This is a genomic window from Leptospira broomii serovar Hurstbridge str. 5399 (assembly GCF_000243715.2).
Lineage (GTDB): Bacteria > Spirochaetota > Leptospiria > Leptospirales > Leptospiraceae > Leptospira_B > Leptospira_B broomii.
Genome location: NZ_AHMO02000011.1, coordinates 510,460 through 523,508, shown reverse-complemented (window position 1 = coordinate 523,508; position 13,049 = coordinate 510,460). Strand labels below are relative to the sequence as shown.

At 40.4% G+C, this 13,049-nt stretch carries 11 protein-coding genes; 8 read left to right on the top strand and 3 right to left on the bottom strand.

What is annotated here, in order from left to right:
- The first annotated feature begins 439 nt into the window (after window positions 1-439).
- The 8 genes from LEP1GSC050_RS20445 (at window position 440) to LEP1GSC050_RS19730 (ending at window position 9,052) form a co-directional block, all read left to right on the top strand.
- On the top strand, window positions 440-1,669 hold the full coding sequence (locus LEP1GSC050_RS20445) for a sensor histidine kinase (RefSeq protein ID WP_232225843.1): 1,230 nt from the start codon (window positions 440-442) through the stop codon (window positions 1,667-1,669).
- 39 nt (window positions 1,670-1,708) lie between these two features.
- Window positions 1,709-1,996, top strand: a complete 288-nt coding sequence (locus LEP1GSC050_RS19760; protein WP_010570087.1) for a hypothetical protein — start codon at window positions 1,709-1,711, stop codon at window positions 1,994-1,996.
- 152 nt (window positions 1,997-2,148) lie between these two features.
- Window positions 2,149-4,638 (top strand): chemotaxis protein CheW, encoded by a 2,490-nt coding sequence (locus tag LEP1GSC050_RS19755; protein WP_040911954.1) that lies wholly within the window; start codon window positions 2,149-2,151, stop codon window positions 4,636-4,638.
- A gap of 14 nt (window positions 4,639-4,652) precedes the next feature.
- Window positions 4,653-5,093, top strand: a complete 441-nt coding sequence (locus LEP1GSC050_RS19750; RefSeq protein WP_010570084.1) for a chemotaxis protein CheW — start codon at window positions 4,653-4,655, stop codon at window positions 5,091-5,093.
- Between the two features lie 12 nt (window positions 5,094-5,105).
- Entirely contained in the window at window positions 5,106-6,701 is a 1,596-nt protein-coding gene (locus tag LEP1GSC050_RS19745; protein WP_010570083.1) for a methyl-accepting chemotaxis protein, read from the top strand.
- 27 nt (window positions 6,702-6,728) lie between these two features.
- Window positions 6,729-7,814: a chemotaxis-specific protein-glutamate methyltransferase CheB gene (gene cheB / locus LEP1GSC050_RS19740; protein WP_020987906.1), complete on the top strand. Its 1,086-nt coding sequence runs from the start codon at window positions 6,729-6,731 to the stop codon at window positions 7,812-7,814.
- 5 nt (window positions 7,815-7,819) lie between these two features.
- Window positions 7,820-8,665: a CheR family methyltransferase gene (locus LEP1GSC050_RS19735; protein ID WP_010570081.1), complete on the top strand. Its 846-nt coding sequence runs from the start codon at window positions 7,820-7,822 to the stop codon at window positions 8,663-8,665.
- Between the two features lie 12 nt (window positions 8,666-8,677).
- Window positions 8,678-9,052, top strand: coding sequence for a response regulator (locus LEP1GSC050_RS19730; RefSeq protein ID WP_010570080.1), 375 nt, complete (start codon window positions 8,678-8,680; stop codon window positions 9,050-9,052).
- 903 nt (window positions 9,053-9,955) lie between these two features.
- Here the strand turns inward: LEP1GSC050_RS19730 and LEP1GSC050_RS19720 are convergent.
- From LEP1GSC050_RS19720 to lsa26, 3 genes are all read right to left on the bottom strand, one after another.
- Window positions 9,956-10,618, bottom strand: coding sequence for a hypothetical protein (locus LEP1GSC050_RS19720; RefSeq protein WP_010570078.1), 663 nt, complete (start codon window positions 10,616-10,618; stop codon window positions 9,956-9,958).
- Between the two features lie 266 nt (window positions 10,619-10,884).
- On the bottom strand, window positions 10,885-11,217 hold the full coding sequence (locus tag LEP1GSC050_RS19715; RefSeq protein ID WP_232225842.1) for a hypothetical protein: 333 nt from the start codon (window positions 11,215-11,217) through the stop codon (window positions 10,885-10,887).
- 487 nt (window positions 11,218-11,704) lie between these two features.
- Window positions 11,705-12,502 (bottom strand): surface adhesion protein Lsa26, encoded by a 798-nt coding sequence (gene lsa26 / locus LEP1GSC050_RS19710; protein WP_010570076.1) that lies wholly within the window; start codon window positions 12,500-12,502, stop codon window positions 11,705-11,707.
- Between the last annotated feature and the right edge of the window lie 547 nt (window positions 12,503-13,049).

Sequence of the window (13,049 nt, the reverse complement as noted above, 5' to 3'; positions counted from 1 at the left end):
CGATTTTCATAGAAAATTCTCAGCTTACGAATCATTGCCATGAATTTTCCTTTTTTCTCAAGTTCAGGAAATTTGCTATCACCGATTTTTTCGAGAAATGCGCCAATTGTTTCTGAAATGCCGCAGATATGATTGAACTAGATTCACTCAGGGGGAGAAAAACAATTCATTCTTCACAAAATTGCGGCGATCGTTGCCGGTGGAACACAAATCGAATACATTACTCAAGGGTATATAGTTCTTATAATTAATAATTTATAATGCGCCAATTTTTTTTAAGCCATCACTGTTGATCGGCCTGTTAAAACCCGTCCTTGTATTTAGGTCGAAAGAAATATTTTCCGTACGCGCTCGATAAGGTTCGCCGGAATATTAGGATAGCTTCGTGTCAAAGTTTATGAGTGCCGATTTGATTGAGGATTTTACCGGGAGGAATTTTTTGTCCGATCAGAGAAACAATATCCTTTATATAGATTCCGATACCGCCTATGCCGAAAATCTATCCACATATTTTGAGAAAGGAAAATACGGCATTATATACGTGTCTTCCGTTGCGAATGCTTTGGAGAACTGCATGTTGACAGAGCCGCCGGCGATCATCGTTGATCCCAGCTTTACTGACATCGATTGCACGAAATTTCTGAGATCTTTAAGAAAATTGTCTCCGGGTAGCGTTTTCTTCATAAATGCGGCGTCGGAATCGCTCGATCCGAATATATCTTCGTTACCTTGGATTCATAGCGTATTGGATAAGGGGCAAGATATCCATCTAATCGTCGAATGCATTTCTGCCGTGCTTAGCGAAAAAGAAAGTCGTCTTAGTGAATTTCATAAGAAGGCATTAAATGAAGAGAATTTGGTATCCGAAGTAGCCTGGCTTCAATGGAAGGAGAATCGAAGAAGCTCGGAAAGTCTTACGATCGGTAAAAATATTCTAGATAATTTGACTCATAGCATTTCTCAGGGGCTAGGCATCGGTTCCTTAATTACTAGATTGGATTTGGTCGAATCGTTTCTCGTTCGCGAGAATGGACGATATTCCGTACCTATCGATTTGCTTGATTCCATTTTTGAGAACAAGGATATACTTCGCGATTGGACCGACAAACTAGAAAAATTCAGATCTTTGTTCGATCTTGCTATACATAAAGAACGTACCCTTTTTGAAACCGTCCTATCTTCGATTAGATCCAGCATCGCTGAATTCGAAGAATACGCCAAAATTAAGAATCAGCAGATTTTCTTCGAAGATAGATCGTTTGATCAATTCGTCTATTCGCATCCGGATTTTGTGAAGTTTTCATTTAAAGAGCTGATGGTGAATGCAATGAAGTTCTCCCCGGAGAACTCAAAAATTCATATTCTCTTATATTCCAATCGGAGCTATATTTCGCTTATCGTCATGAATGACATTTCGATCGGCGAGACAGGAATTTCCGGTATCCCCGAGGAATACTATTTCAAAGTCTTCGAACCTTTTTTCCGTTTGAATCATATTTATGACGAGCGATTTCATGCCCTCGACTTCGGGTTCGGAATTGGATTGAATTTGACTCAAAATCTTGCAAGACAATCGGATTGTAAAGTATCGATATACGAACTAAACGATCACACAAGCGAGTCTTGTTCTCGAAGAGTGGCCGCCGAGCTACAGTTTCCGATATGTTGATATATTATGAAATTGAGTATTTGAGGATTTTAATTTCAAATGAATAATGCCCGGTATAGAGTCATCGCGATTTGCATTTTGATGGAAAGATATCTTCGATGCAATTTTAATTTGAAAGAGGCTGTTCCGGATTGGTGGAAGATCGAGCCGGAACTTTGGGGTGAGCGTTATATTCACGAGTTTAACGAGGAGGATAAAAGACATGTCCTTTCAGCATTCTCCTCCCGTTCGGAAGCTTTAAAAGCATTTCTTCGCGACGTAGGACCTCTTGTGGGAGAGAATATAGATCGAATTCGTTCCGAAATAGAAATAGAAAGTCGAGTTTAAGATCGAATGTTAGAATCGATGATACGATATGATAGAAAGTTATTTTTTTGTTCTATATTTATGTAATAATATATCAATAATATCAGTTTATTATTAATATATTAAGTTTCTTGGTTGATCGTTTAAAGTGGCTCGCCGTAGAAGAGGGATAGATGGAAGTTGATTATGTGAGTTTGTTGAAGGATTTCCTGGCCGAATCCGCGGACCTGCTCGATTTAGCGGAACAGGCAGTGCTTGATATTGAAAAAGAATATAAACCAGAACAGGTAAATACTCTATTTCGCGTAATCCACACTATTAAGGGAAATTCAGCAATATTCGATCTTCCTGCAGTATCAAAAGTATCACATTCTCTGGAGAGCCTGTTAAATTATAGACGAAAGACCGAGACCAAGCCCTCCGATGAGGAAATCGCGCTTATTCTTAATTGCTTAGATGAAATTCGAAAAATGCTCTCCCAGGTAGAAAAGAATAGTGAATGGGATGTCGAAGATCTTTTGATTCGAATTAATTCCTTTTTAACGGTATTCGAATCCGGTGAAAAAGCCAGCTTCGGTTTGTATCCTCGGAAATCGGAAGAAAAGAATGGGGAAAAAATCGTTCCGAAAGAAAAATCTAAAGTTTCCATTCCTAAGAAATACGTGGAGAAAGCAAAAACCGAGAATAGCTCCCTGTTTTTTTTAAAATATCAATCCAAAGAAATCGACGAGGAAGCAGGAAATGATCCTGTCTCGACGGTCGTTTCGACAGTAGGTGAAATCCTACTATCCGGCCAACTGGACTCCTCTCAAAACGGATCGTCCAAGAACGGTTCCCATAAGCGGTACCTCGTTGTCTTATCGAACTTAAGCGTAGCCGAAATATCAAGGAAAACGAATATTCCAACCAATGCATTCATAGCTGTCGTTGAGAGTCGAGAGAACGGACGAGTCGAAAACGGATTTCATCCTATTTCGAAGCCGAAGGACGAATCCTCTTCATTAGTAAGAGTCGACGCGGCGAATGTTCAGGCGGAGTCGTATTTAAGAATTCCTCTTCAAACTCTCGATCATATGATTAATTTGGCGGGCGAGACAATTATCGTTCGAAACCAATTATTACAGAAAGTGGAATCCTATCAGGATCACTCGTTACTGTCAATCGTGCGAAACCTAAGCCAACTCATTACGTTGTCGCAAGAAAGCATAATGAGGACTCGTCTTCAAAAGCTAGAATCGTTTTATAAAAAAATTCCGCGACTAGTTAGAGACTTGGAGAAAATCACAGGTAAGGAAGTCGAGCTCCATCTTGAAGGCGGGGAAGTCGAGTTGGATAAGAATATTATCGATACGATTTCAGATCCGATTACGCATATGATTCGGAACGCAATCGATCACGGTATCGAGACTGCAAGCGAACGGACGGCTTCCGGAAAGCCGGCTAAAGGTAATATCCTGTTTTCCGCTGCTTTGCGAGGAGGGAACGTTATCCTGAAAGTAAGCGATGACGGACGCGGCCTGAATTTCGAAAGGATTAGAGAGAAGGCCATCGAGCGGGGAATACTTAGCCCGGAGGAAGCGGAGAGAAAATCGACGGAAGAGCTAGCGGAGTTAGTCTTTATTCCAGGCTTTAGCACTTCGCAGTCCGTATCTTCAACATCCGGTCGCGGGGTCGGAATGGACGTCGTGAAAATGAATTTTCAGAAGGCCGGCGGTTCGGTTTCGATATCTTCGGTCTCCGGAAAGGGAACGATTATTAGCGCAACACTCCCTCAGACTTTATCCATAATAAACTGTCAAATGGTAGCGACTGCCGGTATGCATCTTGCTATTCCGCAAGCTAATATTAGCGAATTGATATTGTTGGATCGAAAATTAGTTTCTTCGATAGAAAATAAGGAGGTCTATCAGTTACGCGGGCATTTACTTCCTATACTAAGTGCAAATAAGATCCTTCAACTTTCGAATAGTTCTATTACGGAAAGCAGATATTTAGTCGTTGTCCACACCGAGAAGCATCATTTCGGATTGCTTGTCGAAGAGATAGAAAATTCCGAAGAGATCGTAGTAAAGCCGTTAACTAAGGATTTAGCCCGCCTTAATTTGTACACAGGCGCCGCGATTCTTGGAGACGGGAGTGTTAGCCTTATTTTGGATATATCCGGAATTGCCAAATATCTCAGCCTTCAAGCGAATATTCTGGAAGAAACAAAATCGCTTTCAGTGAAGGAAAAAATATCACAGGATCAGTACCTGCTATTTGCAGTGAGAGGTCAATTGTTCGGTATAAACTCGAACGACGTTCAGAGAATCGAACTAATCGATATTAAACAAATCGAGTATATTATGAAGAGAGAAGTAATTCAGTATAGAGGCGAAGTTTTGGAGCTTTGCCGACTGGAGAATTACTTTAACCTCTCGAACGAGCAAGTTCATTCTCAAAGTACCGTTATTCTTATGCACTTCGAGGATGGCAGAAAAGGTTTACTAGTCGAAGAAATCGTAAACGTAGTCGAGGAAATTCCGTCGTTTACCAAAAGCGAGGATTTGTCCACAGGAGTATTGGGCAGCGGCGTCATCTCCGAACAAATCGTAATCATAATAGATGGTAAGACGGTGATGAGTAAGATAAGTAGGAATTTGACATTAGTGGATATACACTAATGAAGGAAACTTGAATGGATGAAATAAATAATAAACAATTTCTATCTTTCTTTCTTGGCAGAGAAATATACGGAATACCTCTTGCCGAATGCAAAGAGGTGGATCATAATAAAAAAATTTTAAGGATACCTTGTGCACCTCCTTATATAGAAGGAATAGTGAATCTAAGAGGAGACGTCGTGACGATATTGAATCTTCAGAATCTATTCGGAAAGAAATCAAATCCGGATAAAGATAAGTATTCTATCATAAGATTGAAGGGTAAGAAACAGGCTTTTGCCATTCTTGCAGACGAAGTTTCGGATATCATCGAAGTATCCGAAAAGAATTTCGAGCCTTGTCCCTCCCATTTGGATGAGCGGGAAAGCCGGTATATTCGAAATGTGGCGGTATTTAAAGGCGAAACGTTAATCGTCTTAAACCATGAAGAATTATTGCATTTAGAGGACGCGTAAGAGGAAAAAAGCATGTTTAACTTTGTTTCACAAAAGAACCAAGTAGAGAGCGAACGGAAACAAATGTCCGTTTCAGTCACAGACCAAGAAGTTACGATGCGCGATGGGACTACGCTCGTTTCGATGACCGATTTAAAAGGAAAGGTCATATACGCAAACAGGGAATTCTTGGAAATCGCAGGTCTTACCGAAGATGAATTGGTAGGCAAACCGCATAATGTAGTTCGCCACCCTGATATTCCTCGAAGCGTCTTTAAAGATTTTTGGGATACGATACAAGCAGGCAAACCTTGGAGAGGGATCGTAAAGAATAGGAGTAAAAGTGGAGATCATTATTGGGTCGATGCGAATGTTGCGCCTAGAATCGAAAACGGCAATACGGTCGGATACATTTCCGTTCGGAGAAAACCGAACCGATCTCAAGTGGAATCGGCGGCTAAACTGTATAAGGATATATTATCCGGTAAGACCACATTGGATTCCACCAGCTCAAGATGGCTTTCCATCCGTTTCAAGTTAACGGCGTATATCGTTGCAAACGTAATAGGACTTTCCTTTTTGGCAGGTTCGATTTATTTCGGTTTAAATCATTTGATCGCGTATACGGGAGCGGCTCTTTTTGCGGTAACGCAAATAGTATGGGGATTTTATAATATAGGTTATATTTTGAAACCCTTAAAAGAGTCCACTCAGGTTGCGAATAGAATTGCGACGGGAGATCTATCGGTTAACGTTGTTCATAACCGAAATGATGAGATTGGAGAATTAGACAAAGCTATTTTAAGCATGCTGATCAATACGGCCGGATTGATCGCTAGATTGAAGGAAAACGGGGATATTTTACTCCAATCTTCCAGCGATCTTTCCGGCGCTAGCTTAAATTTATCTTCAGGAACCGAGCAGATGTCTCAGCAATCGCAAACGATTGCGGCAGCTGCCACTCAGATGAATCAAAATTTGAGTATGGTTTCAAGTTCGATTGAAGAGATGTCTGTATCGGTCGGAGAGGTAGCGAAGAAAGCTGCGGACTCCGCCAAGATCGCTCGAGAAGCTAACTCAACCGCACTCGAAACGGGCGAAGTTGTAAAAGAACTCGGTGAAAACGCGAGAGAGATCGGTAATGTAATTGAAAGTATTTCGAATATAGCATCACAAACCAAACTTCTCGCATTGAATGCTGCTATCGAAGCGGCCGGCGCAGGAGACGCGGGAAAAGGTTTTGCAGTGGTTGCGTCCGAAGTAAAAGAGTTGGCGCGACAATCCGCAGAATCTTCCGAGGAGATTAAAAACAAAATTTCAGCCATCCAAAGAAGCACTGAAAGAGTGATCGAATTTATCGGTCGTATCACGAACGTGATAGCCGAAGTGAATCAAATCAGCGGTAGCATCGCTTCTGCGGTCGAAGAACAATCGATCACAACGAAGGAAATAGCGACGAATATTAGCCAGACGGCCTTAACCTCGAACGACGTAACTAAAAATATTAACGGCATATCGACCGCTTCCGTGGATGGTGCAAAAGATTCTGGTCGCGTATCTAAACTTTCACAATCGTTGCAGGAATTAGCGGCGGGTCTTACCTCGTTGGTAAACCAGTTTAAGATTTAATGAAGGATTAAAGGAAGAGGAATTACGATGGGGCACCCTATGGAATTGACGGGAGATATAAAGAAAATTTCGGTTTTGGCCGTAGATGATTCTCTCGTTTATAGAAACCTACTCAGGGCCGCGTTCTCTCAAGACCCTGAGATCGAATTCCTCGGAGCCGCGATAGACGGTAAATACGCTTTACCTAAGATCGCGCATCTTAAACCGGATTTCGTAATCTTGGATGTAGAAATGCCCGAGATGAACGGAATTGAAACCTTACGCGAAATTAAAGCAAACTATCCGGCCACGAATGTGATCATGCTTAGTTCTCTCACAATGGAGGGAGCTAAGGTCACGATAAAGGCGATGGAGATGGGTGCTCTAGATTTCGTATCCAAACCGGATGGTCTTTCCGAATCTGCCGAAAGAATCGGAGAGGCGTTGGAGCAGTTAACGGCTAAGATTAAAGCAATCCACGCGCAGAATTACAGTAAAGCTAAGAATATCGTAAAAATAGATTCGATTCGTAGAATTCCAAAAAGTTCTTTCAAACGGAAATATGCGATTTGTGCCATCGGCATATCGACCGGAGGTCCCCAATCGTTGCGAGATTTGTTTTCTAGAATTTCGACCGAGATAGAAGGAAGTATAGTCGTTGCTCAGCATATGCCTCCGCTTTTTACCAGCTACCTCGCCGAAAACATCTCCCAAGTTACAAAATTAAAAGTTAAAGAAGTGGAAAATGGCGAGATCCTAGAAAGTGGATCAGCGTATATCGCTCCCGGCGGTAAGCAACTTGAGATTTTCCAAAGCCAAAAAGGTCCGATAGCAAAAGTATTCGACGGTCCTTTGGAAGAACTGTGTAAACCCTCCGTAAATATATTATTCAACTCCATCGCGAGCAATTTTCCAAACGAATCGATCGGCGTCATTATGACGGGGATGGGCGAGGATGGATATATTGGAATGAAAGAAATGAAAAAGTCCGGAAGCCTATTATTGGCTCAAAGCCAGGAAAGTTGTGTCGTATTCGGAATGCCTAATAAACCGATTAAGGATGGTCTAGTAGACGAAGTGCTCGATATTCAAGGTATAGCGGATAAAATATCCGATTCCATGGGAAGAGGATAGATTAAATGAAAGAAGAGATGATACACTTTGTAAACGTCCTGCAAAAAGCGACCGGAATCTATCTGAGCGAGGAAAAGTTATATCTCTTGGAGAGCAGATTATCGGATATGATGACCGACCATCAAATCAGTTCTTTTCTAGATTTTTCAAAGAAATTTGAAAACAACCATGAGGAAGATTTTAGAGACCAAGTCATCGAGAGAATTACTACTCATGAAACGAAATTCTTTCGCGATACAAGCATGTTCGAAGCAATTACAGAAAGGATACTTCCCGAAATAGTCGAACGGATGGAAGAGCGCTCTAACGAATTAAAAGATCAGAAAATTCGAATATGGTGCGCCGCTTGTTCCACCGGACAGGAGCCGTATTCAATAGCTATAGCAATCAAAGAAAGATTGCCGCATTTATATAAGAATGTTCGAATTCTCGCTACGGATATCGCAAAGGAAACAATCGAAAAAGCAAGAATAGGATGCTATTCTCCTTTTGAAATCGGTCGCGGATTGGAAGAATATCATACGGATCGTTATTTCGACAAAGCGGAAGACGGAAAATTTAAAATAAAGGATGAAATTAAATCGATCGTGGAATTCGAACAACACAATTTGATTTCTCCTGATTTTCCTTCCGGTTTTGACCTCGTTCTTTGTCGAAACGTTTCCTACTATTTCGATATGAAGGAACGAGCAAATTTGTTCGGGAAAATCTATAAATCGATGAATCATGACAGTTTTCTAATATTAGGCTCGGCGGAATCAATTTCAGGTTTCTCGAATAATTTCATTATTCGAGAATTCGGACTTTGTCGTTACTATGAAATTAATTCGACAAGTGTAACATTATTTTAAAGGAGATATAATATGGGTACGGTTAGAATTCTCGCGGTGGATGATTCTGCGACCATGCGAAGTTTAGTGCAGCAAACTTTGGGAATGGGCGGATACGACGTTCTTTTGGCTTCTGACGGTAAGGAAGGGATCGAAAAGTTCGGAGAAGGTCCGTTCGATCTTGTGATCACCGATATCAATATGCCCGTGATGGACGGAATTACATTCATACGTGAACTTAGAAAAATCGATACAAAAGTTCCTATTCTTACGCTCACAACCGAGTCCGAAGAAAGCATGAAGCGAAGCGGCGCAGCGGCCGGAGCGAACGGCTGGATTGTAAAACCATTTCGTCCGATTCAATTTTTGGATATTATTAAGCAAGTTCTTCAATCAGATATCGCTTGATAGAGAATATTAACTGAATCTGAATTCGTGTCTCTGCTGCCGTTGAAGGTAAACGAAATATTCGTTGGAAGATTCAATCGAATCTAGCAAATCGAAAATCTTATTTTGGGAAGAGAGATGAAGGATTTTGATAAAATTTATGCCATCTATATGGATCAAGAAACGAAGCAATTCCATATTTTGGAATCCGTCTTGGTCTTTAAAGAAAATAGACCGAAATTTCAAGACACCGTCTGCAATCTAAGAGTTGCAGATTCAGGGAACCAGACATATACTCACTATGATTTGTCTTCTCTTCTCCGAATCATTAAATTAAAGCCAAACTCTTTTTGCGAAGAATGCAAATCGTATATTTCATCGGATTTCGTGAATTTTAGCTTCGAGACTTTATAGATATTTATCAGTAAAAATTGATACGTAATAGATAAGATTTATTCGTCTATTAGAATATAAAGAAAAAGTAAGATTTGCGTTAGTGAAGATCGGGCTACCCAATTTAAGTTTAGATCGACGAGCGGATAAGTAAGCGGATTTGAAATTTGGGGGAATTTAAACAATGAATAAATTTATTCTATTAACTAGTCTATGGATTTTGTGGCTTTATTCGGTTCGGGGGAACGTTCAGCTGGGAAGTTACAATTCTGCACAAGAGTGCAAGGCCGCAATCGATTCGGATCAAACTGGATTACTATTCTGGAAAACCCGCTGTTTAGAAACCAAATAATCCATTTGAGTTTATTTGAAACTGTAAGTCGGACTCAAATTTTCACCGTTTAAAATATACGATAAATGTGCAACCTCGACCCGACTGTGTTTTTTACTTCAATCTTATCTCTATAGGATTCGGCGTGACTATTTGTAAGAAATAGCCCGATTCCTCCGGCATTTCGGTTTTGCCGTATTTTATTCGTTTAATAATACAAAACGATTTTTTTCCCAATGATAGACGATCGAGGGCTTTTTATAGTAATCTTCGGGATTCTCTCCGACTAAAGAAAAACGACAGGCGATGTCGTTGTAGTTCCCGATCAAGGAACAATGTATGTGGGCAGGAATCGAATCTTTAGGAAGATGCTTCAAGTTAATTGGTTCGAAATATTTAGCTTTTATTCCGGGGAAAATTTGATCCGTAATCTCTTTCCAGGAATTACTTTCGTTTTTATAAAATTTAAGCGATAAGGTCTCCGAAGAATCGGTGTCCGAATATGTGCGTATGATTCCGATGATATCCGAATGTTCTGCATTCTTCCAGGACGCCAATACGATATCCGATGTTCCTTCCAGTAAACCCGCACGTAATTGGAGAGTATTCGGCGAGGATTCGATTAACGCGTATTTTTCCATCCCTCTCGTGTCATAATGATTCTTAAAATTAAGCAACGCAGCGATACGCTGTTCATCAGTCTTTAATCCGAAACCTAGAAATTCCTTAGGTAGGCGAAAGAAGTAATCCACTACGGTTTTTTCCCGATATTTTATCGGGTCGGTTTCCTCGGCCAGGCTATCGCCAGAGCAGGACGTTAACAGATTGACGAATTGTATTAAAATAGCGATATATTTTATCATAATATTGTAAAGAACGATCCTAATCTACCTTTCGAATTCCGTCTTTCGTTCGTTTTTTTAGAAATGGTCCTATCCTTTGAATGCTGTGCTTTATTCCGCTTTAAATCAGAGCTTGAGCATCGTTAGAAAAAAATTCGAAACGTCTCATTTTGATTTAGTCAGTCAAAATAATTGCCGTTCACTCGATCCGAATCATATCTACGATATAAAGAAGGGAGTCGTGAAAGTTTTCCTTTGATCAGGACGGATATGCATTCTCCGTCGAATTAAGCGGTAGGCGGTGGAAGAGATATAAGTAATTGAATTAATAATTGCGGAGAACTAGAAGATTTAAGCTGATCCAAAAAAACGGAAATTCGGTTAACTGATACTAGATCGAATCCCGATTTTGGGAGGAATTTGTTTTGAAGATCAAATGGCGCCTGAGCTTCGAAATAAGATCCTGAAAAAAGACCGTCATGATCTTTGAGATTATGCCTGATGGGTTTGACTCGAAGAATTGTTTGCGAAAAACCTGTCCAATTTCCGTTACAAATGTCGATCGTATCAATGATCGCATCCATTGATACTGAATAAAGTATTACTAAAAGGACTGTCATTCGTCCGAATTTAGCACTTCGATTCATTCTGCTTCGCAAAAGAGGCATTTGTTAAACCTTGCTTCGAAAGACTATTTCCAAAAACAAACGTCAAGACGAAAACTTACTCCGCATTTATTTTAGGATTTCAATCTGGTATCAAAACAAAAACAAAACTCTTACTTGTCTACGGCTTAAGTAATACTCCTGAATTGGAGCCCCTGACTTGATGTTTAAACGGAGAGTTAAGGAAGTTGGGTTTAGCTGAGGAGAGCAAAAAATCTTCGGAAGAGAGTCGTTCAAAAAAATTTTATTCGGTTAATAAATCAATTGAAAGTTGAATTTCGTACAGGGATAATTTCTCCCGCGATTAAATGCATTATAAATTCAACAATAAATTCAAAGTGATATCGGGAGTTGAGTTAGGAACAACGTATTAAACTAAAGCCATTAGTTTATCGTTCCGTATGATCGAATATTTATGATTCCATTACTCGCTTTATAAGGATCATTTGAATTGAGCGCCTTCCAATGCGCCGGCCGGGGCCTTGAAATTGATTTCGAAAAGATCATAATCGGATTCTCGCAATCCGCTTACATATGCGACTGAAATTCCTAAATAATATTTTCCATTATATTTGAGAGCTTTCAATGCGAAGCCTGCCATTTCCTCGGATGTTACGGAAAAGGGATGAACTTTACCCCTGGATTCATCGAGATAGAGTCCTTCATACGTTCCAACTAATGTTCCTTTATACTCGAGACTGAGTATTCTTCCGACGACTGAAAAATTTCTTTTTCCGCCAGTTTTTCGGTCTACGAACTTGTCCACCGAAGCATCTTCGTTTGCGTGGATCCACACCGTAAGGCGCTCTTTCGGATCCCGCGCTTTGGATGTTTTTGGCAAGATATTTTCCTGAAATTGAGCATCGACAACTTCTCTATCCGTAGACAATGAGATCGCTTTGATGCGGTGAATTCTATATTGGACCAATATGGTTTGGTTTAGATTCTTGCTAAGGAAGTTTACGAGATTTGCATTTTCAGGTCGGACGCTAAATGCCGCCTTCTTTTTTACCGGCGTAAAGCACTCGTCTTTTGCGGCTTCACAATCTTCCAACGGTTCAAAGTAAGTTAATTCCAGAATACCTTCGTACGATTCATAGATTATCCCTCTACTTTCAAATTGAATCAGCTTGGCGACCATCCAACCTTCCGAAAACGTTCCGAACGCTGAGACTGGAGTCGAGATATGGAAGTAGAGTATCGAGGAAATTAGAAAATAGAGAAGCTGTTTTACATTCATACTTTGCCTATCGATTTGACGTAACGCTGGCCGTTAATTAAACAATTGTAGTTTCGCCGATTCTCGATAAATCGACCCGACATTAACGATTCGATAAATTTCTTGCCTGATTTGATCGCAGTATTAGACCTTTTTGGTCTCGCTTTAGGTTTATTTTTTGTGTTTTTACGCATAGGCGATCGCTTTTATCGATTAAGAGTTTCGTAGGAGATGCACGAATTATAGGCTTTGAATTTCTCAAAAGGATCGTGTTTGTCATTAAATTATTCGGATTTTTCCCCGGCGACGGAGTATCCGAGTCGAACGGTATCTTGGCGAGTATTTATCCATCGATTTGTTTAAGGAAACTCGTCAGAGTCCGGAAAGAAATAACTGAATGTTAGACAAGATTTAAAACGTTAATTATGAATCGACACTTCTGCCCGAGAACTCGAGCGGAATTTAAGCGACCTTAAGAAGCGGGCTAACGACCGACAGAATAATAGAAGCAGGAATTATTTATCGTAAATGCAGGACGAACGGCGATCGGTTCCATATTCGAATTTTT

What these genes read in the sequence shown, in the direction of transcription:
- LEP1GSC050_RS19760 (WP_010570087.1), top strand. Translation starts at nt 1,709, where the DNA reads ATGAATAATGCCCGGTATAGAGTCATCGCGATTTGCATTTTGATGGAA.
- LEP1GSC050_RS19755 (WP_040911954.1), top strand. Translation starts at nt 2,149, where the DNA reads ATGGAAGTTGATTATGTGAGTTTGTTGAAGGATTTCCTGGCCGAATCC.
- LEP1GSC050_RS19750 (WP_010570084.1), top strand. Translation starts at nt 4,653, where the DNA reads ATGGATGAAATAAATAATAAACAATTTCTATCTTTCTTTCTTGGCAGA.
- LEP1GSC050_RS19745 (WP_010570083.1), top strand. Translation starts at nt 5,106, where the DNA reads ATGTTTAACTTTGTTTCACAAAAGAACCAAGTAGAGAGCGAACGGAAA.
- cheB (WP_020987906.1), top strand. Translation starts at nt 6,729, where the DNA reads ATGGGGCACCCTATGGAATTGACGGGAGATATAAAGAAAATTTCGGTT.
- LEP1GSC050_RS19735 (WP_010570081.1), top strand. Translation starts at nt 7,820, where the DNA reads ATGAAAGAAGAGATGATACACTTTGTAAACGTCCTGCAAAAAGCGACC.
- LEP1GSC050_RS19730 (WP_010570080.1), top strand. Translation starts at nt 8,678, where the DNA reads ATGGGTACGGTTAGAATTCTCGCGGTGGATGATTCTGCGACCATGCGA.
- LEP1GSC050_RS19720 (WP_010570078.1), bottom strand. Translation starts at nt 10,618, where the DNA reads ATGATAAAATATATCGCTATTTTAATACAATTCGTCAATCTGTTAACG.
- LEP1GSC050_RS19715 (WP_232225842.1), bottom strand. Translation starts at nt 11,217, where the DNA reads ATGACAGTCCTTTTAGTAATACTTTATTCAGTATCAATGGATGCGATC.
- lsa26 (WP_010570076.1), bottom strand. Translation starts at nt 12,502, where the DNA reads ATGAATGTAAAACAGCTTCTCTATTTTCTAATTTCCTCGATACTCTAC.